We start from the raw sequence: 23,698 nt of genomic DNA on the forward strand, positions 1-23,698 counted from the left end.
GTATCTATTGAGTGTAATTCTCATTACCACTAGTGAGACGTTCTTACCTTCAAAAACCGGAAAACAGAATTCACGCGTACTCCATTTCGTGCACCACCTGACCGGCGCGCAGCCGCACCAGCTGGTCGGCGATGTCGAAATAGCGGTCGTCGTGGCTGATCACGATGATGGTTTTGCCCAGGCGCTTGAGGTCCGGCAGCAGCTCGGTGTAGAAAATCCGGCGGAAGGCCGGGTCCTGGTCGGCGGCCCATTCGTCGAACACCAGCACCGGGCGTTCTTCGAGCCAGGCGTTGACCAGTGCCAGACGCTTGCGCTGGCCGGTGGAGAGGTCGGTGGTGCTGAACACACCGTCCTTGACGCTGACCTTGTGCGCGATTTCCAGGCGTTCCAGGTACTGGGTGGCGCTGTCCAGCGACTGGGTGGCGCTGCCTTGCACCAGGTCGTCGAACAGGTAGTAGTCGGAAAACACCGTGGTGAACAGCTGGCGATAGTCGTCGCGCTCAGGGTCGGTGACCGCTTCGCCGTTCAGGCGAATCTCGCCGGCCTGGGGCGAGTACAGGCCCAGCAGCAGTTTGATCAGGGTGGTCTTGCCGCTGCCGTTCTCCCCGACGATGAACACGATGTCGCCTTGCTTGATGCAAAGGTCGATCGGTCCCAGGTGGAACGGCTCGCTGCCCTCGACCGCGGGCGGGCTGTAGCTCACACCGCGCAGTTCGAGGCTTGTGACCACAGGTTTTGGCGCTTCGCTGTCGTCCATCAACAGGTGCGGTTCGGGCGAGGAGAAGCGTTCCGACAGCTCGCTGATGCGGCCAAAGGCAATCTTGGCCTTGCCCACCACCGGCAGGTAACCCAACAGGTGCTCCAGCGGGCCTTTCATGTACAGCAGCACCAGCACGAAGCCAGTGATCACGGTGGGGTCCGGGTTGGGGTTGTACGCCTGCATCGCCAGGGCCAGGCCGATGACCACAAAAAACAGCATCGAGCCAAACGTCTTGGCGAGGATGTAGATGTTGACCGAGCGCACCTGAATATCGCTGATGCGGTCGGCGGTTTCCTGGATGCGATGGGTGTTCATGCGAAACCGTCGTGGCCGGTGCATGCGCAGTTCCTTGGCGCCCGACGCGATCGCGTTGTAGTAACGCTGCAACTCATCTTCATGGCTGCGCGCCAGGTCGAAGCCCTGAATGCCTTTGCCGCCGGCGATGAATTGCACGGTGCTGCCGATGATGATCGCCACCACCATCATCAGGAACATCGGCACCGACAAGTAGGCCAGGTAGCCCAGGCAACCGAGGGTGACCGTGGCCGCGATGGCCAGGGGGGTGAACGCGAAGGAAAAGTCGCTGATGGTGTCGACGTCGTGGGTCAGCACCGGGATCAGGCGGTGGGAGCGATACCGTTCGATCTGCCCGATGGGCGCCGACAGCACCTTCTCGCCCAGGTCCTTGCGCAGCGCGGCGATGATCCGTTGCCCGACGTAGTTGGTGCCGATATCGGAAATGATCGAACTGAGCAGCGCCACCACGCACAAGGCGGCAAAGGTCAGGACCACGCCCTGGGTCATGCCGCTGGCCGAATGCAGCGCGTTGTTGATCGTGGCCAGCAGCAGGGTAATGGCCAGGCCGCCCACCATGCCGAGGGCGACGGAGACCGTCACAATGGTGCGAAAGGGCCGGAGCAGGGCGAGCAAGCCTTTGAAGGCGCCGCGTTTGGGGTCGGTCATAAATACATCCCGGAGAGTGAAAAGAGGGGCTGGGCACGCAGACCCTTACCCATGACAAACGAAGCATCGGCGCGACTATTTAGCTCGGCGCGCCCGGCGGTGTCGGCGCGGGATAAATCCCGCGTGGGCTGGTTCGTTCTTGTTGTGTAGGCGCACGGGTATTCACGCCGTGCGTATTCCTTCTGCGAGAGCGAACCAATGACGAAAAAGAACCTGGTGTATGTGTGGTCCTTGAGAAATGCCGCCGCCGACAAGGCCGGGCAGCCGGTGGCCTACAAGGACCATGAGCGCTACATGAAGTCGGTACTGGAATTTCTGGTGGGCTCGCTCAACGACACTTCGCTGGGCGATGCCTACACCCTGGTCGGGGTGGTGTATGACGACGATGAGCACAACCCGCGGGATCAGGCGCTGGTCGCCGATTACGGTTTTGCTTACGCGCCTGGCCGCCAATGGCTGTACCCGGCGGACCTGCGCGTACAGGGCACGCTGGTCAATGGCCTGTTGCTGAGCGTGCCATCGACCTATCGTCGCCTGCCTCGGGGCAGCGCCGAACATGTCGCCGGCAAACAGGATTTCGAACGGCGCCTGCACGACACCCTGGTCGAGCTCAAAGCCGACATCGTGGTGCTCGATGGCTTGTTGGTGATCCTCGATGAACTGGTGCGCCCAGGCGCGCCGTTTGCGCGGCGCATCATGAACATCCATCCGGGTATCACGCGTATCGAATCGCCTTACGAACGCCGCGGCGCCTATGCCACCTGGAATGCGCTCTACGGTGCGCGTGGGCAGACGGTGGTGGACTGGGCGACCAAGGCCACCACGCCGTCGGAGCCGCTGTACCTCACCGGCGCCTCGTTCCACTACGTGGACAACGGTATTGATTCCGGCGAAGTGTTCCACGACGTGTTGAAGACCGAAATTTCACCGCAGGACACGATCCTCGAACTGCGCTGGAACAACTTCAACAACAGCCTGTTCCCGGCGTTGCATGAAGGCCTGGAACTGTTGGCCAAAAAAGGCTGAATACCATCTGAATGTGGGAGAGGGCTTGCTCCCGATAGCGGTGTGTCAGTCGACTTCTGCATTGACTGAGGCACTGCTATCGGGGGCAAGCCCCCTCCCACATTTTTGGACTGGGTTGGGTCAGGCAGTGCAGGTTGTGCATGATCGAAAGTGGCTGCATAAATAAAATTCCCGAAACACTGATGATCCCCTGTGGGAGGGGGCTTGCCCCCGATGGGGGTCTATCAGCCACTGCACCTGTGACTGACCCACTGCTATCGGGGCAAGCCCCCTCCCACATTTTTTGACTGGGTTGGGTCAGGCAGTCTGCAGGTTGTGCATGATCGAAGGTGGCTGCATAGATAAAATTCCCGAAACAATGACGATCCCCTGTGGGAGGGTTGGGTCAGGCAGTCTGCAGGTTGTGCATGATCGAAGGTGGCTGCATAAATAAATTCCTCGAAACAATGATGATCCCCTGTGGGAGGGGGCTTGCCCCCGATGAGGGTCTATCAGCCACTGCACCTGTGACTGACCCACTGCTATCGGGGCAAGCCCCCTCCCACATTTTTGGACTGGGTTGGGTCAGGCAGTCTGCAGGTTGTGCATGATCGAAGGTGGCTGCATAGATAAAATTCCCGAAACACTGATGATCCCCTGTGGGAGGGGGCTTGCCCCCGATGAGGGTCTATCAGCCACTGCACCTGTGCCTGACCCACCGCCATCGCCGGCAAGCCCCCTCCCACAGTTGGATCGATTGCGCTATCAGAGGTCGCGCACTACCCGAAAGCCGATCCAGTCACCCCGTGTCTGCGGGTAGATGTTGTTGCGGTTGCCTGAGCGGGAAAACACCGGCGCCTCGCCCCAGTCATTGCCGCGGATCTGGTAGGCCTCACAGTTGGGCTCCACCCAGGCGCTGCCGTCAGTCGGCGCGCCGATGTAGTTCGCGTGCTCGCAATCGGCAACTCGCTCATACACGTTGCCATGCATGTCATACAGGCCAAAGGCGTTCGGCGGGTAGCTGCCCACCGGCGACGAATAGCTGTAGCCGTCCGCCGGGCCGTAGGTGTTGGCGTGTTCGGCAATGCTGTAGCCCTTGCCTTCGTCGAATGGGAAGGGGAACGGCCCGCGGGTGCCGGCGCGGGCCGCGTATTCACGTTGGGCCTCGCTGACCATGTGGTAGTTCTGCCCGGTCTTCTTCGACAGCCAGCTCACGTAGCGCTTGATGTCGTCCATGTCCATGCACACGGCTGGCTGGCGTGGCCCCTGGGGGTAGCGTGGCTTGCTGGCGATGCATTCGCGGCCGGGGCGGTCATCGCCGTTGGCGATGGTGACGCCGGTCTGGCGCACGTAGCTGTCCCACTCGCCGGCGGTGATCTGGAAGCGGCTCATGGCGAAGGGCTTGGCGAAGGTTACTTCATGCATTGGGCCTTCGTCGGGCTCGCGGCCGACTTCGTCTTCCGGGGTGCCCATGGTGAAGGTGCCGGCGGGCAGCACCACCATTTCCGGGCAGTCCTTGCAGTCCTTGAAGACTTTTCCCGGTTGCGCTGCCGCCGCCTGGGCCAGGCCGGGGAGCAGGGCGCTGCACAGCGCGGTCAGCGCCAGGGCGGGCAGGGGTTTGAGTCGAAATGGCGTCATGTGAGCGTCTCGTTCAAAGAAAAAAGGGTTCACAACCGCGGGCTCAGCAGTGCCATGAAGCGCTGGATTTCATCCGAGCTGTTGAGCAGGCCGGGGGAGGTGCGGATCACCGGGCCGACATCGCGATCCACCGCGTCGATGACCACGCGGTTTTGCAGCATGTGCGCCGCAATCGCGCCGCTGTCCTGGCCCTTGACCCGGAAGAAGGTGAAGCCCGCCGACAGTTCAGGGCTGCGCGGGGTGACCAGTTCTACCTGCGGATGCGCTAGCAGATGTTCCTTGAGTTCGCTATTGAGCGCATGGATACGCGCCTGCACCGGGGCCTTGCCCAATTGCAGGTGCAACTTGAACGCTTCGTCGGCGGCCCAGCGATGCTCGAAAGCGTGGTAGCCGCCGGGCGTCATGGTGGTGGCGAAATTCGTGTCTTCGGAGAAGGTCGGCACCATCGGCGTGACGTACTTGTTTTCGGCATCGCGCGCGCACACCAGGCCGGTACCGCGCGGCCCGAACATCCACTTGTGGGTGCCGGCAATGAAAAAGTCGCAGTGCATGTCCGTAAAGTCGAGGTTTTCCACGCCGAAGCCATGCACACCATCGACCACGTAGAGGATGCGGTCGTTGTCGTCGCGATGGCGGTTGTGTTCATCGACCAGTCGGCCTATTTCGCCGATGGGCAATTTGACGCCACTGCCCGACTGCACCCAGGTCATGCCCAGCACCCGTGTGTTGGGGCGGATAGCGCGCTGGATGTTGCCGATAATTTCATCGGCCGACACGCGGCTGGCGCTCTCGAACAGGCGTATGCGGCGCACCTGGGTGCCTTCCCTGCGCACGCGAAAATCCAGCACGTTCTGCGTCGCGTAATGCTCGTGCTCGGTGGTGAGGATCTCCTGGTCGGCGCGCACCTTGATCCCGCCGTAGATCATTGCCAGCCCCTCTGAGGTGCTGCCGGTGAGGGCGATCTGTGGCGGCGTGGCGTTCAGGTAGCGCCCGGCCCACTCGCGCACCTGGCCCTCGCGTTTCCAGGTTTCCTGCAGGTCCCAGTCCATCGCCAGGCCGGGGTTGCGGTCGATCTGCGCGCGGTAGCGCTCGATGGCCTCGCGCACCGGCCTTGGGTGCGAGGCCACCAGGAAGTTGGAAAAATGCAGGTAATCCGGGTCCTGGTTGAACAGCTGTTTCAATCCTGCCCATGGGTCGTTCGGCATGGCGGCCGACACTTGCGGTATCAGCGCGGCGCCCAGCGGCAGGCTGGCGGCGAAGACCCCGGCCTGCTTGAGGAATGTGCGGCGGTCGCTCATGGATTTACTTCATGGTTGGCCAAGGGTTTGGCGGCTTTCTGCACCTGGTCCCACACCCGCAGGAAGTTACCGCCCCACAGCTTGGCGATATCGGCTTCGGAGTAGCCGCGCTGGATCAGTTCGGCGGTGACATTGCGCACGTCACCGACGTTCTCCCAACCCTGGAGACCGCCACCGTCATTGAAGTCCGAGGCGATGCCGACGTGGTCGATGCCGATCTTGCGCACGGTGTAGTCGATGGCATCGCCCCAGTCCTTGAGGGTCGCCTTGGGTTCTTCTTCGAGAATCGCGTACAACTCGCTGGCGTACTGGCCAAAGCGCTGTTCTGACCACGCGGCGATGATCGCGTCGCCCGGCATCAAGGCCATCGCCAGGTTCGGCAGCGGCGGCAAATCGAAGCGCGCGCGCAGGGCGTTGAGCTTGTCCTGGGTCGGCTGACTCAGCGGACGCAGGTAGGCAGGAAAGCCCACCACTTGCACCACGCCGCCACTGCGCTTGATCAGTTGCAGTTCCTTGTCACTGAGGTTGCGCGGGATGTCCACCGACGCCCGTGGTGCCGAGTGGGAGGCCACCATGGGCGTGCGGCTCAATTGCGCGACCTGTTCCAGCGCCTTGGTCGACATCTGCGACACGTCGATGATCACCCCGAGGTCGTTGAGGCGCGCCACCGCTTGCTGGCCAACGGGGGACAGGCCCTCGAGGGCATCGGTGGTGTCATTGAAAAACGGCAGCGGGCGCGATGAATCCGCCCAGGCGTTGTTGCCGATGTAGCTGAAGCCGAACATGCGCATGCCGCGTGCCGCCCACAGGTCCAGCTGATTCAGGTCGTTGCCCAGCGGGTAGGCGTTGAGCATGCTGATGAAAATCGCGAACTTGCCTTCGCCGTGGAGCCGGCGCATGTCGTCCGGGGTGTAGGCGATGCCCACCTGGTTGGGAAAGTCGCGGACCATGCCGGAGATGATTTTGTAGCGCACCTCTTGCTCGTGGCGGGCCTCTTCGACGAAACCGTCGGTGGGTTTGTGCGGGGCGTTGGGGCCGTTCCAGATTTCCGGCCAGCCGAAGATAGTCAAGGCCGCGGCGGACAGGCGGCCACGCGACGCTTTGGCCAGGTCGAACTGGCCGCTGCCATCCTTGTCGGCTTCATTGCCGGCGGTGCCGAAATCCATGGGCACGGTGATATGGCTGTCGAACGACAACAGGCGGTCCTGCAGGTCATTGGCTTGCTTGATCACCTCCAGCGGGTAGCCGGCGTTACCCTTGAACCAGTGATCCCAAACCAGAAAACCGGCCCCGGCAGCGACGGCCAGAGCCAGCGGCAGGCCAAGATACAGCGCCTTTTTCGAACGTGGTTTTGTCATTGCCATCTCAGTCAGTTGAGGCCCTTGCTATCAGGGAAGAACGAGCGATGGCCGGGGAAATTTAGCGGGCGGCGCAGGGCCGTTAAATTTCACCAGGCCGCAAACGTTCTAGCTCTGATTAAGCCGTTTCCTAAGGTAGACAATGACGATCTCTCGACGTGGCTTCATCGCAGGCCTGGCGCTGACCGGCGCGGCGGTGCCCGCGGCCTTTTATGCCCATCGCGAGCTGACACGGGAAGAGGAATTCCCGATCACCCCCGGCGAAGCCACGGTCGACCTGGCCGACACCCAGGGCCAGCACCTGGCCAATACCTTGCGCGGCGTGTGGAGCCTGCGCCTGGAAGGCCACGATGCCGGCCTCAAGGGCCTGCCGTTGCAGGGCCTTGAGCTGCTGCTGGATATCGCTCCCCGGGGCCGTGGCCTGCGCGGTTACCTGGACACCGCCGAGAACCTGCGTGCCGACGGCGAGCCGCGCTACCGCGTATTGGGCGACCTGCGGACGGGCGAGGGCGCCTTGCTCTACTGGCGGCTGATCGATCGCGATTCGGCGGCGGGCATCGCGGCCTATGAATTCACGATGAGCCTGGATGAGGTCTGGGCCGACTTCGGTAATGCCGGCAGCGCCACCCTCAGCGGGCAGATCCTCGACCTTGCGCGGCCCCTGGCATTGACCGAGCGCGACAACCGTTTTATCGCGCACAAACAGCTGTTCCCCGAAGCCCGCCAGCGTATCGGCCTCAACCCGACCCTGCTGGCGTGGCTGATTGCCCCCGAACACCGCCTGTTTCACCAACTGTGGCACGCCACCCGTGACCAATGGCACAAACTCTCCGAGGAAAAACGCGAGGCCCTGCGCGGGATCGGCTGGCAACCCGGGCCGCGTGGTCAGGAGCGTGATGCGCGGGGCAAGCGCAAGGACCGCAACGGCTCGGGCATCGACTTCTTCTTCATGCACCGCCATATGCTCGGCACTGCCCGCTCCATGCAGGACTTGCCGTCATGGACGCATTTCCCCGAGCCGCAACCGGCGCTGGAGCGCGATCGCCTGGGCTTTGTGCGTTACTTCGATAACCATGACGGCTTTGCGCTGCCGCCGTGCTGGTCGGCCCCGGATGACGCCGACTACACCCAGTGGGTGAGCGACATCAAGGCCGCCGAGACCTACCACAGCAATTTCCAGGTGTGGGAATCCCAGTACCGCGACCCGCGCTACCTGGCGCGATTGACGCTGGGCCAGTTGGGCTCGGAGATGGAGCTGGGCCTGCACGACTGGCTGCACATGCGCTGGGCCTCGGTGCCGCGCGACCCGTCCAACGGCGCCCCGGTGCCGTTTGCCCGCGACCCGGCGGATTTTGCGGCACGCTGGTACGCACCGGAGAACGACTTCCTCGGCGATCCATTTTCATCCCATGTCAATCCGGTGTTCTGGCACTTTCATGGCTGGATCGACGACCGTATCGAAGACTGGTTTCGCGCCCACGAACGGTTCAATCCCGGCGAGGTGACCCGGCTTGAGGTCAACGGCGTGGCCTGGTTCGCGCCGGGGCGCTGGGTTGAAGTCGGCGACCCCTGGCTGGGCCCGGACACCCACGGCTGCAGCACCACGCCGGGGTTGCAGCAGGGGCGCTCGATGGAAATGGACCCGGAAATCATGAAACTCGCCCTGCGCATCACCTTCAGTGACGATGAAGAACGGCTCAAAGGCCTGTTCAAGCGCGTGCCGCAGCGGCCCTGGTATGCGCGGCACCTCAAGCTCAACCGCAAAGCGTAAGGATCGACGCATTACCTGTGGCGAGGGAGCTTGCTCCCGCGACGGCCTCCCAATCGACACAGAAGATGGGGGCAGCTTCAGGACTGCTGCGCAGCCCAGCGGGAGCAAGCTCCCTCGCCACACAGTGCAGCGCAGTGCAGTTTCCTGTGCTGCACACGTTGACAGGTTGGCCGTTAGGCGTAAGGATCAACTCAATTTCCTGAAATTGAGTTTCAGTTGTGGAAAAAATTCACAAGCCCGCGGATTTCGCTACTTTGCTTGCTCGTCATGGACTGCAGGTATTCGAGCTAGCGCGCCGTTTCAGGGCGGTCGATGACAAGGGCCGGTATCTGCATTGGGACGAATTTCGCCGTTATCCGACACCCGGCGTCGATAAGGAGGCGGCATGGGCCGCTATCAAGATGTCCCGGGCCTGTGGCAGCAAGACCCTCGAGCTTGAGAGTGAGTGCGGCCATCCTTTCTTCTTGTGCTCGACCGATTTCAGTGACGCGGTGATTCACGCCGTCGAGTCGGTGACCTCCAGGCTCGGCGGCGCAGCAGCGTCGTCTCCTCAGTACCGCGATAACGCTCAGTACCTGGTCGACTCATTAATGATGGAGGAGGCCATCTCCAGCGCTCAGTTGGAAGGCGCCGCGACCACGCGCAAAATCGCCAAGGACATGCTGGCCAAGGAGCGCCCGCCGCAGAATGAGGATGAACGGATGATCCTCAATAACTACCACCTGATGAAACATGCCAAGTACAACCAGGGCCAAGACCTGTCTGTCGCGCTGATCTGCGAGTTCCATGGCATCGCCACCTCAGGTATAGAAGAGGACGATGTTCGCCCAGGGCATATCCGCGAAACCGACAATATTTTTGTGGGTGGCGCCGGCAATGAAGTCGTGCATCAACCACCGCGGGCCGCATCGCTGGCGCACAGACTTGAGGCGCTTTGCAGGTTCGCCAACGATCGGCATGACGGGCAAGGTGGCAGGCACTTTATCCATCCGGTCGTCAAAGCCGTCATCCTGCATTTCATGCTGGGTTATGAGCATCCCTTCAGGGACGGCAATGGCCGGACCGCCCGCGCCTTGTTTTATTGGTTCATGCTCAAAAGTGGTTACTGGCCTTTTGAGTATATTTCCATCAGCGCGTTGCTCAAGGAAGCGCCCATGCAATATGGGCGTTCGTATATCCATACGCAGACCGACGCGTTCGACTTGACCTATTTCGTTATTCATCAGCTGCGCGTCATCGAGCGCGCGATGAACGAGTTCATGCTCTATTTCGAAGGTAAAAGGCAGGAAGCCGTAGAGCTGATGAGCTGGCTGGATAGCCTTGGTTTAAAGGATGGCTTGAATTACCGACAGGGCCATTTTCTGAAGAACGTGCTGCAACACCCAGGGCGCATCTACACGCCCAGGGAGCTCACCCATGACTATGACATTTCAGAAAACACCGCACGCAAGGACCTTGAACGGCTGGTCAGTATGAAACTGCTATTCAAGGTCCAGGAAGGGAAAAGCTTTCTGTACATCGCACGGGAGGATGCGCAGTCCAACTTGAAGAGGCTGACACCCAAGGGGTGAGCGTTTTCAAACCTGTTCCTCATCGCGCAACTGCCCACTCATCGCATCGCAACTGCGCGCCCAGTCGCTCATCCATTGCGGCATCGGTGGCGAGGTCTCATCCAGGCCCAGTGCTCGCACAAACTCCGCCGGGGGCAGGGTGCCCTTGGCGCAGCGAAACAGCCCGCGTATCACCACCACGCCGATAACCCGGCCATTGCTGACAAACCGGTGCTCCATCAGGCTCCACTTGTGGTCCCAGCCGAGCATGCGGGTGTGCACTTCGAATACCTCGAACAGCTTGAGCTCGCGACGAAACTTGCCCCAGGTGTCGCCCACGATCGGCACGGCTTTGTGGCGCAAGGCCACCCGAAACGCGCCTGTGCGCAGGACGAAATCCATGCGGGCCACGTCCGCTAAGGAAAAATACCGGCCATTGGTGACATGCCGGTTGAAATCCAGATCCAGCGGCCATACGCGCATGCGCACCACCGTGGTGGCCAAACCATGGGCCGGCGTGTGCCAGGGGCGCCGCAACAGCATACGTAACAGTCGAAACCATAAATTCATAAAGATGCCAGGCAGTTGATCGATGGCGGCACTGTACGGAGGTGGAATCGGCTAAGGTAGGTGCGCAAATGACTTATTTCATGCGAAAAGCGCACGCGGGTTTTTAAATGCACATTACCTTGCTTCTGGCTGACCAATGTTCCGCAGCCAACGCCACCCTGGCTATGGAGATGCTCAGCGCAGCCAACCTGTTCGCCGACAAGCCGCCTTTCGATGTGGTGCTGGCTTCCCTGGACGGCCAGGCGGTGGCGACCTGGGGCGGGCAGCGCCTGCAGGTACAATGTTCCCTGGCTGAAGTCGTGCGCACCGACCTGGTGCTGATCCCCGGTTTCCTGTTTACCTTGAAACAAGCCCTGCCGACGTTTGCCGCTTACGGGCCGTGGCTGCGCGAGCGACACGGGCAGGGCGCGGTGCTGGCCTCGATGTGCACGGCGGCCTTCTTGCTGGCCGATTCGGGTCTGTTGCACGGTGCGCGCGCCACCACCCATTGGGCATTTGCCGCGTTGTTCCGACGCCGCTATGCCCAGGTCAGCCTGGATGACGCACAGATTCTCTGCGAAGAAAACCGCTTGATCACCTGCGGCGGCGCGACGGCGGCGATGGACCTGATGCTGCACCTGATCCGCCGTTTCGGCTCACCGGAGCTGGCGCATACCTGCAGCAAATACTTGCTGATTGATAACGTGCGCACCGAGCAATCGGTGTATGCCCTGTGGTCGCTGCCCAAGAGTCACGGCGACGGCGAAATACTGCGGGTGCAGCATTGGCTGGAGCAGCACTTCGCCCAGCCCTTGGTAATCGATGACGTGGCGCAACGCTTCGGCTTTGGCGTGCGCAATTTCAAGCGCAGGTTCAAGCAAGCCACCGGCTATACGCCCATCAGCTACCTGCAAACCCTGCGCCTGGAACGGGCCAAACAGATGCTTGAATCGACCCGCATGACCCTCGACAGCATCACCTACGCCGTCGGCTATGAAGACAGCAACTCGTTTCGGCGTCTGTTCCAGCAACGCGTGGGCATATTGCCCGCGGCGTATCGAAAGCGATTTCTCGGGGCGCAGCCCTGAACGAGGTAAAGCGAAGACGAAAAAAAACCGGCTGATCAGGCCGGTTTGGGGTGCCCCTTCAACAGCAGGGGTTAGACGTGGTTGCTCAGCAGACGATCCGAACCGCCTTCAGCCAGGCCACGTTCCTGCAAGCGATCTGCACCGCCTTCAGCCAGGCCGCGCTCCTGCAGACGATCTGCACCGCCTTCAGCCAGGCCACGTTCCTGCAAGCGATCTGCACCGCCTTCGGCCAGGCCACGTTCCTGCAGGCGATCTGCACCGCCTTCAGCCAGGCCGCGTTCCTGCAAGCGATCTGCACCGCCTTCAGCCAGGCCACGTTCCTGCAGACGATCTGCACCGCCTTCGGCAATGCGGGTTTCAATCAAGCGATCCGCGCCGCCTTCAGCGACGACAGGGTGAGCGAAAGCGTTTGCAGCAAGTACCGAGAAAGCGAGGCTAAGCAAGAGTTGGCGTTTCATGAGAGTGTGCTCCGAGTATCTGGGTTGGGTGCCGTTTGGCATGGGTTTGATGTTACGCGCCGCATTTTTTAAGAGAACTTCATTGCGCTGATGGTGACTATCGATGCCAGCGATGATCCTGTGCGGACCATCACTGCGAGCGTCATGGCATCTGCGGCAGCTCATTGGGGCGCAGGTCAAACACCAGCACCTCGGCGTCCTCGCCCTGGCTCAGGCGAAGCTGGCGCTCGTCCCGTACCCGCACGCCGTCGCCTTCCTGCAAGCGCTGGCCATTGAGTTCAACGCTGCCACGCGCCACATGGACGTAGGCGTAGCGATCCGCCGGCAGGTCCAATTGCGCGCTTTCGTCGGCGTTGAACAGCCCGGCATACACCCGCGCATCCTGGCGCACGTTCAACGAACCGTCGGCGCCGTCCGGCGAGATGATCAATTGCAGGCGCCCGCGTTTTTGCGCCTCGCTGAAGTGCTCCTGCTGATAGCGCGGCTTGGCCCCGGCTTCGTTGGGCACGATCCAGATCTGCAGGAAGTGCACGCCCAGACGCTGGCTGTGGTTGAACTCGCTATGGGCCACGCCGCTGCCGGCGCTCATCAGTTGCACATCGCCGGGGCGGATCACCGAGCCGGTGCCCAGGGTGTCCTTGTGTTCCAGAGCGCCTTCGAGCACATAGGAGAAAATCTCCATGTCGCGGTGCGGGTGCTGGCCGAAGCCTTTGCCGGCGGCGACGCGGTCATCGTTGATCACCAGCAGGTCGGAAAAACCCTGCTCCTTTGGGTTCCAGTAGTTGGCGAAGGAGAAGGTATGGAATGACTTCAACCAACCGTGATTGGCGGCGCCGCGTTCGGAAGCTTTGCGAAGGGTCAGCATGGTCCAGTCCTCAAGTGAGCGCCGGCTGCGACATGCAGGGCGCTTGCGTTGAGAAGAAGGTTAATGGTTAGCCGTGAATTCATTAAGAAGATCAAATCTGAATAACTGTCGCCCGTAGGTTGACAGTAAAAGGCATGCCATAATGCCCGACGCATTCCTTCCCGATGGACGTTTCCCGCCTATGAAAACCGTGGCCATGGCGCTGTTTCCGGACTTCCTGCTGCTCGACATGGCCGGGCCGCTCGAAGTGTTTTCCATTGCCAACCGCTACCTGCCGGCGGCCGACCACTATCGCATCCTGACCATCGGCACTGAGCCCGGGCCGTTGCGTGCGTCCAATGGCGTGATGGTCCAGACCGATCTGCTGCTGGACCAGGCGCACACGGCGTACGACCTGCTGCTGGTACCCGGCGGGCCGGGTGCCTATAACGAATGCCATCCCGCGCTGCTGCCCTGGCTCAAGGCGACGGCGCCACTGGCCCGGCGTTTCGGCTCGATCTGCACCGGCGCCTTTGTGCTCGGGCATGCCGGCTTGCTGGACGGGCACCGCGTGACCACCCATTGGCACTACACCGAGCGTCTGATCAAGGCGTTCCCCAACGCCATCGTCGAGACCGATCGCATCTACTTGCAGGACCGGCGCCTGATCACTTCGGGCGGCGTCACGGCCGGTATCGACCTGGCCCTGTCGGTGGTTGCCCAGGACCATGGCAAGCAAGTGGCGGTGGACGTGGCCAAGGTACTGCTGGTGGTGATGAAGCGTCAGGGTGGCCAAGCCCAGTTCAGCCCGATGACCGCCGCCGTGGCGCCCCAGGAAACGGCGATCACTCGGGTGCAGCACCATGTGCTGGCCCATCTGGATCAGCCCTTCACCATCGAGTCCATGGCCGAGCTGGCCGGCATGAGTGCGCGCCACTTTGCGCGACTGTTCGCCAAGGAGGTGCAGATGACGCCCATGGCGTTCCTGCAAGGTGCGCGCATCGACCGTGCCCGGCAATTGCTGGAAACCACCGACCTGCCGCTCAAGACCGTGGCCTTCCACGCAGGCTTTGGCAGCGTGCGGCATATGCGCTTTCTGTTCAGTGAAAAGCTCGGCCTGAACCCTACCCAATACCGACAACAGTTCAGTTAACGACAGAATGTCCGTCTGAGGCACCCGATTGTCCGTATCGCTCCCTGTGCCGGTATTGTCCTGTCATTGCGAGCTGGCAAGATAACGTCGAGCCCACGGAAAAGGAGCGCAGGCACTCAAGCACGGGTGTTTCAGCGCGGTTACGGACATGAATGATTCTGCGGCGGTGAGCTTCGGCCCCTACACCTTTCATCGGCACCAGCGCCTGGTCAGCAAGTCAGGCTGGCCGGTGCCGCTGGGAGGGCGCGCGCTGGATATTCTCGCGGTGCTGCTGGAAGCGCCGGGGCAATTCATCAGCAAGTCGACCTTGATCGAGCGGGTCTGGCCCAACAGCGTCGTCGAAGACAATAACCTGCGCGTGCACATTGCCGCGTTGCGGCGCGCCCTGGACGGGCAACGCCTGATCCTCAATCACCCGCAGCGTGGGTACTGCTTCGCCGTGCCCGAGCAAGGCACGCTGGCGACGCGGCTGCCCGCGCACAACCTGGCTGCGCGGCTCAGCCCGGTGCTCGGTCGTGAAGAACTGATTGGCATGCTGATGCGGCGCATGGCTGGGCAGCGGCTGCTGACCCTCACGGGCGTGGCCGGCATCGGCAAAAGTACCCTGGCCCTTGCGCTCGCCGAGCGCCTGTTGCCGCGCTATCGCGACGGCGTGTGGTGGGTCGACATGACCAGCCTGCGAAGTTTGAGCGACCTGCTCGGTCATCTGGCCACGCTGTTGCAACTGGACCCCGTCGACAGCCTGGATGCGCTATGCCGCACGTTGGCCTCGCGCCAGTTGCTGCTGGTACTCGACGGGGCCGATCTGCTGCTCGGCGCCTGTCGCAAACTGTTGCGCGCCCTGCGTGAACGAGCGCCCGAGATCAGCGTGCTGATCAGCAGCCGCGAAGCCTTGCTGGCCCCTGGCGAATGGCTGGTACGCGTGCCCCGTCTGGAGGGGCCGTCCCCGTCGGTGTTGGCCGATGTCGAGCAGGCCATGGCCTGTCCCGCAGTCCAGCTGTTCGTCACACGGGTGCACGCCAGCCAGCAAGGGTTTGCGTTGCGGCCCCAGGACCTGACGGCGGTGCGTGAAATCTGTCGGCGCCTGGACGGTATCCCCCTGGCCCTCGAACTGGCCGCCGCCCAGGTCGATGCGCTGGGCATCGGCGGTGTGCACCGCCAGTTGCGCACCGGTTTGCAAGGGCTGACCCGCGGGCGCCGCACGGCAGTGGAACGCCACCGTTCATTGATCGCCGCTCTGGATTGGAGCTACACACGCCTGAGCCTGCCGGAGTGCTGGCTGTTTTTGCAGTTGAGTTTGTTCAAAACGGCAGTGACCTTGCCCACCTTGAGCGAAATGGTCACCGGTACCGAGCTGGAACACGCCGATCTGTCTTACCTGCTGGCGCGGCTGGTCAACACCTCGCTGCTGGCCGTCGAGCCCGGCCTGGGCCCGGTGCGCTACCGCCTGCTCAATTGCGTGCGCAGCTACGCCCTGGCGCAATTGCGCGACCCGCTTCAGGTAGAGCGTCTGCAGCAAGGCTACGAGCATTGCGTGGGGGGCTTCTCAGGCCGGCCGTTTGTCCTGCAACTCGTCGAGCAGGCGGCGTGCGCGCAATAGATCCTGGGTGGCGAAGCCTTCGGTGAACTGACCGTAGACGGTATTGAGCAACGCCCTGGCCGCCTGCGTGCGCCCGCGCTGCTGCCACAATTGCGCGAGGTCCACCGCACAGCGCAACGCCCAGGCCAGCGCACCTTGCTGGTGCGCCAGGTCCAGGGCTTCGAGCAGCAGCGTTTCGGCAGCGGTTGCATCACCCGAGCGCAGCGCCTGTCCTGCGTACACCCGCAGTATTTCGGGTGCGCACCACCCAGCCGCGCCACTGCGTGCCCGTTCCAGACTCGCCTCACCGACCGGGCTCATGCCGAAGGTGAACAACGTGTCTTCGATCAGCCCAAGGCCTTGTAAATCCGCGCTACTCAGAGTCCCGGCGTAATGCCCGGCCCAGGTCTGGAACAGTTGCACCGAATGCTTGTGCGACTGCTCCAGCAGCAGGCACTGCATGGCCTGTGCGTCGTCTTCGGCGCCGTTGTAGCGGGCGATCACCACACCGGCCAGGGCCAGGGTGTAGCAGATTGAGGTGCCGTGGTTGATCTGCAGCGCCAGTTCCAGCGCCTGGCTGGCGGTGCGCCAGGCGCGCTCGGCAAAGCCCTGCAACCAGAGGATGCGCGCCAGTACGGTCAGCGAGGCGACGCTCTGGTCGTATTGCACGCCGACGCCGTGGGCGAAGCGGTTGACGTGGCCGCTGTGGCTCATGCGCTGCAGCACTTGCTCGGCCTGCTGTCGGGCCAGCGCCTGATTGCCGGTGTAATGCTGGGCCAGGGCACGCAAGCGTTGGGTACTCAGGTCCAGCAATGGCTCGGTGCGCGGGTCGAGGCGATCGAACTGCAGGCTCTGTTCCAGCGCTTGGCCATAGCGCCCGGCACACAGGTTCACCGCCATATGCCCGGAGATCGCACGCAACTGGCCGGCCAGGTCCTGGCGCTCCTCGGCCAGGCGTGCGGCACCGACAAACGCGGCGATGGTCTGGGGCGCAGGGCCCACGGCGTGGTAGGAGAGGCTGCCCAACGCCAGTTGCAGTTGCAGGGTCAATTGGGTGCATGGCGCTTCGACCTGATCGATCAGCGCCAACGCCTGGTCCACATAACCGCCGTGCTCACGCAGCAACGACAGTTCTTGCCACAGTGGCATCGCGCTGACCGTCAGGCGGATCGCCAGCAAATGCCCTGCGTCGTCGGCAAAGCCCCAGTCGAGGGCGGCGCGCACGTCTTCGCGCAGCGGTGCGTAGCGCTCGATCCAGGGCTGCGTGGCGATCAGTTCCCAGTCGTCCTGGGCCTGTTCCATCAGCGCCAGGCAGCGTGCCGCGTGGCGTTCGCGCGTGGCTTGCAGCTCGCCCGCAAGGCTGAGCTTTTCCAGGGCATAGGTGCGGGTGATGTCGTGCAGGCGATAGACCATCTCGTCATCGCTGGCGTCCACATTCAGCAGCGACTTGGCCACCAGTTGCGTGATCGAGCCGAGCACTTCGGCCGGGGCGATGTGCTCACCGGCGATCACCGCCGCCGCGCTGACCAGGCTGAAGCCGCCACGAAACACCGCCAGCCGGCGCAGGCAGATCTTTTCGCATTCGGTGAGCAGGTCAAAGCTCCAGTCCAGCGTGGCCCGCAGGGTTTGCTGGCGGGGCAGGGCGCTGCGCCGCCCGCGGGTCAGCAGGCGGAAGTTATCTTCCATTTGCACCAGCAGTCCCGGCAGGCCAAAGCGCTCGATCTGCGCGGCCACCAGCTCGATTGCCAGCGGAATGCCGTCCAGGCGCTGGCAGATATCGATCGCCAGCGGCAGTTCGGCGTCGCTGAGGGCAAAGCTGTCCTGGTGGGACATGGCCCGCTCGATCAGCAATTGCATGGCCGGGTAGCCCAGGGCCTGGGCGCGGTTGCCGGTGGCGGGCGGGCAGGTCAAGGGCTCCAGGCGTTGCACCGACTCACCTTCGGCGCGCAAGGCTTCGCGGCTGGTGGTGAGGATGTGCAACTGCGGTGCGTGGCGCAGCAGGGTTTCGCTGATCAGGGCGATGTCGTCGAGCAGGTGCTCGCAGTTGTCGATCACCAGTAGCATCTGGCGTGCCTGCAGGCTGCGGGCAAAGCCGGCCAGCGGCGCGTTTTCGCCGGGGGGCATGCCAAGCAGGGCGGCGAGGTTGGGCAGGATCATCGAGGCGGTACTGAGTGGCGCCAGGTCCAGCAGGTGAATGCCGTCGCGGTAGTGCCCGATCAGCAATTCCGCTACGCGCAGGGCCACGGTGGTCTTGCCGATGCCACCGGCACCGGTCAGGGTGATGAAGCGTTGCTGCGGCAGCTGCTGCACCAGCGCGTCAATCAGCGCCTGGCGGCCGATCATCCGCGTGCGCCGCAGCGGCAGGTTATGGCTCGGCCGTGGTGGAGCGCCGTCGGTGGGTAGCGTCATCGGTTCGATGCTCAGTGGCGCGACAAAACTGTAGCCGCGCTGGGCGACCGTGACGATATAGCGCTGCCCGGCCTGGCCGTCGCCCAGGGCCTTGCGCAACGCGGCCATGTGCACCCGCAGGTTGCCGTCCTCCACCACGCTTTTGGGCCACACCCGCGCGATCAGTTCCTGCTTGCTCACCACATTGCCGGCGTGCTCGAGCAGGATCAGCAGGATATCCACCGCGCGCCGACCCAGGCGCAGCGGGCGACCGGCCTCCAGCACCAGACGCTCGCGCGGATGGATGCGGTAGGGGCCGAAGTGCACGGCCTGGTCGCTCAAATCATTCATGGCTGCGCAGGTTCAGGAGGAAGGGTGTGCCAGCATATTCCAGGTGCGTCCACACCACTAGGCTGCGATCACCTCAGGTTTGGGGCGCGAGTGGTGGTTTCGCCAGGTCATCGGGTTTACACCTTCGCTGCGGGTGAACATGTGACAGAAGTGCGCCTGGTCGCAAAAGCCGCACTCCAGGCTGATCTGCGTAAGGCTCAGGGACGAGCTGGTGATCAGCTCCTTGGCGCGCAGGATGCGCTGCTGGCGAATCCATTCCTGGGGCGAAGCTCCGGTGGAACATTTGAACGCCCGGGAAAAATGGCTGCGCGACAGGGCGCAGGCCTGGGCCAGCTCGGCGATGCTCAGGCTTTCGCCGAGGTTGGCCAGGATCAGTTGCTTGGCGATACGCTCGCGCCGAGGGCATAGGCCTCCGGTGGCGGATAAACGAGGGGCATATTGAACGAGTCGGGCCATGACAAATATCCGCAGTCGATGGGAGCGTTCCCGGTGAATGGATGCAGTGTAGACGCCGCTTATCTTGTTGCCGAGCCGCCACGCTGACGAGTTAATCGTTGTTAATTTCGCCAGGTGCGGGCGCGGAAAAGACAGCACAGGTATGCAATCGGCTGCGTTGCGGGCATGCTTTCCTGACCCTCTGCATACCGTTTGGATACCGCCATGAACCGCAACGACCTGCGCCGCGTCGACATGAACCTGCTGGTGATTTTCGAAGCCCTGATGTTCGAGAAAAACCTGACCCGGGTCGCCGAGAAGCTTTTCATGGGCCAGCCGGCGGTGAGTGCGGCACTGGGCCGCCTGCGCGACCTGTTCGACGATCCGTTGCTGCTGCGCAACGGACGCGGCATGGAACCCACGCCACGGGCGCTGGCGATACTCAAGGAGCTGCAACCGGCCATGGACACCATTTCAGGCGCGGTCAGCCGCGCCAAGGATTTCGACCCGTCCACCAGTTGCGCGGTGTTTCGCATCGGCCTGTCCGACGATGCGGAGTTCGGCCTGTTCCCGCCGTTGCTCAGCCGCCTGCGCGAAGAAGCGCCCGGCATCATCGTGGTGGTGCGCCGGGCCAACTTCCTGTTGATGTCGTCGCTGCTGGCCAGCGGCGAAATCTCGGTGGGGGTGAGCTACACCACCGAACTGCCGGCCAATGCCAAGCGCAAGAAGCTGCGCGATATTCCGTGCAAGGTACTGCGTGGCGATGATGGTGAGGAGCCACTAACGCTGGACGATTATTGCGCCAGGCCCCACGCGATGGTGTCGTTCTCCGGTGACTTGAGCGGCAATATCGATCTGGACCTGGCACGCATCGGCCGCTCGCGGCGGGTGGTGCTGGCGGTGCCGCAGTTCAGCGGCTTGCGAGCCCTGTTGGCGGGCACGCAGATCATCGCAACCGTGCCCGATTACGCCGCGTGCGCATTGACCGAGGGCACCCGCCTGCGCGCCGAAGACCCGCCGTTTGCAATCGATGCAGCCGAGCTGTCGATGGTGTGGAGCGGGGTGCATGACAACGACCCGGCCGAGCGCTGGCTGCGGGGGCGGATTGCGGAGCATATGGCGGCGGCGAACTGACTGCAGATCAAAAAATGTGGGAGGGGGCTTGCCCCCGATTGCGGTGTGTCAGTGTCCATGTCCTTGACTGATCCACCGCTATCGGGGGCAAGCCCCCTCCCACATAAAAGCCAAACAGCACATACATCCAATTCCGCCCAGCCCCAACCCGCCAAACTCCTCCTATCGCTCAATGCCCCGTGGGAGACACCCAACATGGACCCAACAGCCACCACCAGCCCGGACGAAGTCGTCACCCTGGTCGTCAAACACCGGGTCAAGCCCGGCTTTGAAACCGAGTACGAAGCCTGGCTGCGGCGCATCGTGCGCATCGCCGGTGAACGCCCCGGCCACCTTGGCGTCGACGTGGTGCGCAGCCAGCAGGGCGGCATGGCGCTGTTCACCTGCGTCCTGCGCTACCGCTCCACCGAAGCCCTGGAGTTGTGGCTCGAATCGCCGCAACGCCAAACGCTGATCGACGAGGCCGCGCCGATGCTGGCCGACGGCGACCAGACGGAAATCGGCGCCGCCAATGAATTCTGGTTCGCGCCCCAGGCCGACGGCGCCGCCAAGCCACCGCGCTGGAAGCAGGCGGTGGTCAGCCTGTTCGTGATCCTGCCGCAAACCCTGCTCCTGCCGTTTATCTGGGGGCCCATCCTGCGGTTGCACCCGTTTCTGTCCAACTACGTGGTCTCCACTTTCCTGGTCACCCTGACCATCGTGCTGCTGGTGGTGTACGTGCTGATGCCGGCCGCCACCCGCCTGTTCGCTCCCTGGCTTGAAGCCTCTGTAAAGGAAACCCTATGAACGCCGACCTGATTCTGTTCAATGGCCAGTTCCACACCGTGGACCGGGAAAACCCACGCGCCAGCGCCGTCGCCATCCGTGACGGGCGCTTCGTCGCCGTTGGCACTGACGGCGAAGCCATGGCCCTGCGCGGCAGCGGCACCCAGGTCATCGACCTCAAGGGCCGGACCGTGATCCCCGGCCTCAACGACTCGCACCTGCACCTGATCCGCGGCGGGCTGAACTACAACCTCGAATTGCGCTGGGAAGGCGTGCCGTCCCTGGCCGATGCCTTGCGCATGCTCAAGGACCAGGCCGACCGCACCCCCACGCCACAATGGGTGCGGGTCGTAGGCGGCTGGAACGAATTCCAGTTTGCCGAAAAACGCATGCCCACCCTGGAAGAACTCAACCAGGCCGCCCCTGATACGCCGGTGTTCGTGCTGCACCTGTACGACCGCGCCTTGCTCAACCGTGCGGCATTGCGCGTGGCCGGCTACACCAAGGACACGCCCAACCCTCCGGGCGGCGAGATCGTGCGCGACAGCAATGGCAACCCTACCGGCATGCTGGTGGCGCGGCCGAACGCGATGATCTTGTATTCGACCCTGGCCAAAGGCCCGAAACTGCCGCTGGAATACCAGGTCAACTCCACCCGCCAGTTCATGCGTGAACTCAATCGCCTGGGCCTGACCAGCGCCATCGATGCCGGCGGCGGTTTCCAGAACTATCCCGACGACTACGCGGTGATCGAGCAACTGGCCAAGGACCAGCAGTTGACGGTGCGCATCGCCTACAACCTGTTCACCCAGAAGCCCAAGGAAGAGCTCAGCGACTTCAAGAACTGGACCGGCAGCGTCACCCTGCATCAGGGCGATGACTACCTGCGTCACAACGGCGCCGGCGAGATGCTGGTGTTTTCGGCCGCCGACTTCGAAGACTTCCTCGAGCCGCGTCCGGACCTGCCGCTGACCATGGAACAGGAGCTGGAGCCGGTGGTACGCCACCTGGTGGAGCAGCGCTGGCCGTTCCGCCTGCACGCCACCTATGACGAGTCGATCTCGCGCATGCTGGATGTGTTCGAGAAGGTCAACCGCGACATCCCGTTCAACGGCCTGCCGTGGTTCTTCGACCACGCCGAAACCATCACCCCGAAAAACATCGAACGCGTGCGCGCCCTCGGCGGCGGCATTGCGATCCAGGACCGCATGGCGTTCCAGGGCGAATATTTTGTCGAGCGCTATGGCGCCAAGGCCGCCGAAGCCACGCCGCCGATCAAGCGCATGCTCGCCGAAGGCGTACCGGTCGGCGCGGGCACCGACGCCACGCGGGTGTCGAGCTACAACCCGTGGACCTCGCTGTACTGGATGGTCAGCGGCCGCACCGTGGGTGGCCTGGAACTGCACGCCGAGGGCCTGCCGCGCCTGACCGCGCTGGAACTGTTCACCCATGGCAGCGCCTGGTTCTCGTCCGAACAGGGCAAGAAGGGCCAGATCAAGGTGGGCCAATTGGCGGACGTCGCGGCACTCTCGGCGGACTTTTTCAGCGTCGATGAAGAAGCCATCAAGTGGATCGAGTCGGTGCTCACCGTGGTCGGCGGCAAGGTGGTCTACGGCGCCGGCGATTTCGAAGATTTCGCACCGCCGCGTGTGCCGGTACTGCCGGACTGGTCGCCGGTGGTCAAGGTGCCGGGGCACTGGCGTCCGAACTCGCCCCTGCAAGCCCAGGTTCACCAGTGCAGCGGCCCGTGCGGCGTGCACTCTCACAGCCATGAGAAAGCGCGTCTTTCCAGCGTTCCGGTCAGCGACTTCCAGGGCTTCTGGGGTGCGTTTGGCTGCTCGTGCTTTGCCTTCTGATTCAACACCCACCAAGGAGTTAACCCATGACTTACAAGCGCTTGAACAAAGACGACGCCGTTGTACTGATGGTCGATCACCAGACCGGCCTGATCTCGCTGGTGCAGGATTTCTCCCCCAACGAATTCAAGAACAACGTGCTGGCCCTGGCCGACGTGGCCAAGTTCTTCAACCTGCCGACCATCCTGACCACCAGTTTTGAAGCCGGCCCCAACGGCCCGCTGGTTCCGGAACTCAAGGCCCTGTTCCCGGACGCGCCGTACATTGCCCGCCCTGGCCAGATAAACGCCTGGGACAACGAAGACTTCGTCAAGGCCGTCAAGGCGACCGGCCGCAAGCAGATCATCATTGCCGGTGTGGTGACGGATGTGTGCGTTGCCTTCCCAACCCTGTGCGCCCTGGCCGAAGGCTTCGAGGTGTTCGTGGTCACCGACGCCTCTGGTACCTTCAACGAAACCGTACAGCAAGCCGCGTGGGCACGTATGACCGCCGCGGGCGCGCAATTGGTGAACTGGTTCTCGGTGGCCTGCGAGCTGCAGGTGGACTGGCGCAACGACATGGAAGGCCTGGCCAACCTGCTGTCGCCGCGCATCCCCAACTACCGCAACCTGATGAACAGCTACTCGGCGTTCACCGCCAAGTAACTCGTCCGCAAACCTGTCGGTAATCCCTGTGGGAGGGGGCTTGCCCCCGATAGCGGTGTATCAGTCAGCTTATTTGCAGCTGACCCACCGCCATCGGGGGCAAGCCCCCTT

Annotated in this window: 19 protein-coding genes; 10 read left to right on the forward strand and 9 right to left on the reverse strand. The window is 63.0% G+C overall.

From position 1 onward, the window contains the following. Window positions 1-70: 70 nt before the first annotated feature. The gene (locus tag SC318_RS10925; protein WP_320430792.1) at window positions 71-1,723 is read right to left on the reverse strand and encodes a cyclic peptide export ABC transporter; all 1,653 of its coding nucleotides are present in this window, start codon (window positions 1,721-1,723) and stop codon (window positions 71-73) included. A gap of 198 nt (window positions 1,724-1,921) precedes the next feature. Between SC318_RS10925 and SC318_RS10930 the strand changes: the two genes are divergently transcribed. Beyond that, entirely contained in the window at window positions 1,922-2,749 is an 828-nt protein-coding gene (locus tag SC318_RS10930) for a N(5)-hydroxyornithine transformylase PvdF (RefSeq protein WP_320430793.1), read from the forward strand. Window positions 2,750-3,493: 744 nt separating this feature from the next. On the opposite strand, the gene SC318_RS10935 is transcribed toward SC318_RS10930, so the two are convergent. The 3 genes from SC318_RS10935 to pvdM are packed head-to-tail and all read right to left on the reverse strand — an operon-like array spanning window position 3,494 to window position 7,022. Further along, window positions 3,494-4,366 carry a dihydropyoverdine dehydrogenase gene (locus SC318_RS10935; RefSeq protein WP_320430794.1) on the reverse strand — a complete coding sequence of 291 codons (873 nt, stop codon included), beginning with the start codon at window positions 4,364-4,366 and terminating at the stop codon, window positions 3,494-3,496. A 29-nt stretch (window positions 4,367-4,395) separates the two neighbouring features. Next, window positions 4,396-5,664 (reverse strand): pyoverdine-tailoring periplasmic protein PvdN, encoded by a 1,269-nt coding sequence (locus SC318_RS10940; protein ID WP_320430795.1) that lies wholly within the window; start codon window positions 5,662-5,664, stop codon window positions 4,396-4,398. Then, window positions 5,661-7,022, reverse strand: coding sequence for a pyoverdine-tailoring dipeptidase-like protein PvdM (gene pvdM, locus SC318_RS10945; RefSeq protein WP_320430796.1), 1,362 nt, complete (start codon window positions 7,020-7,022; stop codon window positions 5,661-5,663). Before pvdM ends, SC318_RS10940 begins: the two co-directional genes overlap by 4 nt. A 142-nt stretch (window positions 7,023-7,164) precedes the next feature. Between pvdM and SC318_RS10950 the strand changes: the two genes are divergently transcribed. Together SC318_RS10950 and SC318_RS10955 are read left to right on the forward strand one after the other, a co-directional pair. Further along, complete coding sequence (locus tag SC318_RS10950) at window positions 7,165-8,793, forward strand: pyoverdine maturation tyrosinase PvdP (protein ID WP_320430797.1); 1,629 nt, start codon at window positions 7,165-7,167, stop codon at window positions 8,791-8,793. 218 nt (window positions 8,794-9,011) lie between these two features. After that, window positions 9,012-10,364 (forward strand): Fic family protein, encoded by a 1,353-nt coding sequence (locus tag SC318_RS10955; protein WP_320430798.1) that lies wholly within the window; start codon window positions 9,012-9,014, stop codon window positions 10,362-10,364. 6 nt (window positions 10,365-10,370) lie between these two features. Here the strand turns inward: SC318_RS10955 and SC318_RS10960 are convergent, their stop codons facing one another. Then, window positions 10,371-10,913, reverse strand: a complete 543-nt coding sequence (locus tag SC318_RS10960) for a thioesterase family protein (protein ID WP_320430799.1) — start codon at window positions 10,911-10,913, stop codon at window positions 10,371-10,373. A 107-nt stretch (window positions 10,914-11,020) separates the two neighbouring features. On the opposite strand from SC318_RS10960, the gene SC318_RS10965 reads away from it, so the two are divergent. Next, on the forward strand, window positions 11,021-11,980 hold the full coding sequence (locus SC318_RS10965) for a GlxA family transcriptional regulator (RefSeq protein ID WP_320430800.1): 960 nt from the start codon (window positions 11,021-11,023) through the stop codon (window positions 11,978-11,980). Window positions 11,981-12,051: 71 nt separating this feature from the next. On the opposite strand, the gene SC318_RS10970 is transcribed toward SC318_RS10965, so the two are convergent. Together SC318_RS10970 and SC318_RS10975 are read right to left on the reverse strand one after the other, a co-directional pair. Then, complete coding sequence (locus SC318_RS10970; protein WP_306492681.1) at window positions 12,052-12,438, reverse strand: hypothetical protein; 387 nt, start codon at window positions 12,436-12,438, stop codon at window positions 12,052-12,054. A gap of 142 nt (window positions 12,439-12,580) precedes the next feature. Beyond that, window positions 12,581-13,303, reverse strand: a complete 723-nt coding sequence (locus SC318_RS10975; protein ID WP_320430801.1) for a pirin family protein — start codon at window positions 13,301-13,303, stop codon at window positions 12,581-12,583. A 181-nt stretch (window positions 13,304-13,484) separates the two neighbouring features. On the opposite strand from SC318_RS10975, the gene SC318_RS10980 reads away from it, so the two are divergent. Both SC318_RS10980 and SC318_RS10985 read left to right on the forward strand, forming a co-directional pair. After that, the gene (locus SC318_RS10980) at window positions 13,485-14,435 is read left to right on the forward strand and encodes a GlxA family transcriptional regulator (RefSeq protein WP_320431217.1); all 951 of its coding nucleotides are present in this window, start codon (window positions 13,485-13,487) and stop codon (window positions 14,433-14,435) included. Between the two features lie 148 nt (window positions 14,436-14,583). Further along, window positions 14,584-16,035 (forward strand): ATP-binding protein, encoded by a 1,452-nt coding sequence (locus SC318_RS10985; protein ID WP_320430802.1) that lies wholly within the window; start codon window positions 14,584-14,586, stop codon window positions 16,033-16,035. On the opposite strand, the gene SC318_RS10990 is transcribed toward SC318_RS10985, so the two are convergent. Next, a complete protein-coding gene (locus SC318_RS10990; RefSeq protein ID WP_320430803.1) occupies window positions 15,982-18,753 on the reverse strand; it encodes an ATP-binding protein in 2,772 nt (923 codons plus the stop codon). The two genes, SC318_RS10985 and SC318_RS10990, sit on opposite strands and share 54 nt — an antisense overlap. Before the next feature lie 57 nt (window positions 18,754-18,810). Then, window positions 18,811-19,209: a helix-turn-helix domain-containing protein gene (locus SC318_RS10995; RefSeq protein ID WP_320430804.1), complete on the reverse strand. Its 399-nt coding sequence runs from the start codon at window positions 19,207-19,209 to the stop codon at window positions 18,811-18,813. A gap of 204 nt (window positions 19,210-19,413) precedes the next feature. Between SC318_RS10995 and SC318_RS11000 the strand changes: the two genes are divergently transcribed. From SC318_RS11000 to ycaC, 4 genes are all read left to right on the forward strand, one after another. Further along, window positions 19,414-20,322 (forward strand): LysR family transcriptional regulator, encoded by a 909-nt coding sequence (locus SC318_RS11000; RefSeq protein WP_124366794.1) that lies wholly within the window; start codon window positions 19,414-19,416, stop codon window positions 20,320-20,322. Between the two features lie 195 nt (window positions 20,323-20,517). Beyond that, window positions 20,518-21,108, forward strand: a complete 591-nt coding sequence (locus tag SC318_RS11005) for an antibiotic biosynthesis monooxygenase (RefSeq protein WP_320430805.1) — start codon at window positions 20,518-20,520, stop codon at window positions 21,106-21,108. Then, a complete protein-coding gene (locus SC318_RS11010) occupies window positions 21,105-22,943 on the forward strand; it encodes an amidohydrolase (protein ID WP_320430806.1) in 1,839 nt (612 codons plus the stop codon). Before SC318_RS11005 ends, SC318_RS11010 begins: the two co-directional genes overlap by 4 nt. Before the next feature lie 26 nt (window positions 22,944-22,969). Further along, window positions 22,970-23,587 (forward strand): isochorismate family cysteine hydrolase YcaC, encoded by a 618-nt coding sequence (ycaC, locus tag SC318_RS11015; protein WP_306492689.1) that lies wholly within the window; start codon window positions 22,970-22,972, stop codon window positions 23,585-23,587. Window positions 23,588-23,698 lie beyond the last annotated feature (111 nt).

The organism is Pseudomonas sp. MUP55, from assembly GCF_034043515.1.
In the GTDB taxonomy this organism is placed as follows: domain Bacteria; phylum Pseudomonadota; class Gammaproteobacteria; order Pseudomonadales; family Pseudomonadaceae; genus Aquipseudomonas.

What these genes read in the sequence shown, in the direction of transcription:
- SC318_RS10980 (WP_320431217.1), top strand. Translation starts at nt 13,485, where the DNA reads ATGAAAACCGTGGCCATGGCGCTGTTTCCGGACTTCCTGCTGCTCGAC.
- SC318_RS10985 (WP_320430802.1), top strand. Translation starts at nt 14,584, where the DNA reads ATGAATGATTCTGCGGCGGTGAGCTTCGGCCCCTACACCTTTCATCGG.
- SC318_RS11005 (WP_320430805.1), top strand. Translation starts at nt 20,518, where the DNA reads ATGGACCCAACAGCCACCACCAGCCCGGACGAAGTCGTCACCCTGGTC.
- SC318_RS10960 (WP_320430799.1), bottom strand. Translation starts at nt 10,913, where the DNA reads ATGAATTTATGGTTTCGACTGTTACGTATGCTGTTGCGGCGCCCCTGG.
- SC318_RS10950 (WP_320430797.1), top strand. Translation starts at nt 7,165, where the DNA reads ATGACGATCTCTCGACGTGGCTTCATCGCAGGCCTGGCGCTGACCGGC.
- pvdM (WP_320430796.1), bottom strand. Translation starts at nt 7,022, where the DNA reads ATGACAAAACCACGTTCGAAAAAGGCGCTGTATCTTGGCCTGCCGCTG.
- SC318_RS10965 (WP_320430800.1), top strand. Translation starts at nt 11,021, where the DNA reads ATGCACATTACCTTGCTTCTGGCTGACCAATGTTCCGCAGCCAACGCC.
- SC318_RS11000 (WP_124366794.1), top strand. Translation starts at nt 19,414, where the DNA reads ATGAACCGCAACGACCTGCGCCGCGTCGACATGAACCTGCTGGTGATT.
- SC318_RS10975 (WP_320430801.1), bottom strand. Translation starts at nt 13,303, where the DNA reads ATGCTGACCCTTCGCAAAGCTTCCGAACGCGGCGCCGCCAATCACGGT.
- ycaC (WP_306492689.1), top strand. Translation starts at nt 22,970, where the DNA reads ATGACTTACAAGCGCTTGAACAAAGACGACGCCGTTGTACTGATGGTC.
- SC318_RS11010 (WP_320430806.1), top strand. Translation starts at nt 21,105, where the DNA reads ATGAACGCCGACCTGATTCTGTTCAATGGCCAGTTCCACACCGTGGAC.
- SC318_RS10925 (WP_320430792.1), bottom strand. Translation starts at nt 1,723, where the DNA reads ATGACCGACCCCAAACGCGGCGCCTTCAAAGGCTTGCTCGCCCTGCTC.
- SC318_RS10995 (WP_320430804.1), bottom strand. Translation starts at nt 19,209, where the DNA reads ATGGCCCGACTCGTTCAATATGCCCCTCGTTTATCCGCCACCGGAGGC.
- SC318_RS10970 (WP_306492681.1), bottom strand. Translation starts at nt 12,438, where the DNA reads ATGAAACGCCAACTCTTGCTTAGCCTCGCTTTCTCGGTACTTGCTGCA.
- SC318_RS10930 (WP_320430793.1), top strand. Translation starts at nt 1,922, where the DNA reads ATGACGAAAAAGAACCTGGTGTATGTGTGGTCCTTGAGAAATGCCGCC.
- SC318_RS10990 (WP_320430803.1), bottom strand. Translation starts at nt 18,753, where the DNA reads ATGAATGATTTGAGCGACCAGGCCGTGCACTTCGGCCCCTACCGCATC.
- SC318_RS10940 (WP_320430795.1), bottom strand. Translation starts at nt 5,664, where the DNA reads ATGAGCGACCGCCGCACATTCCTCAAGCAGGCCGGGGTCTTCGCCGCC.
- SC318_RS10935 (WP_320430794.1), bottom strand. Translation starts at nt 4,366, where the DNA reads ATGACGCCATTTCGACTCAAACCCCTGCCCGCCCTGGCGCTGACCGCG.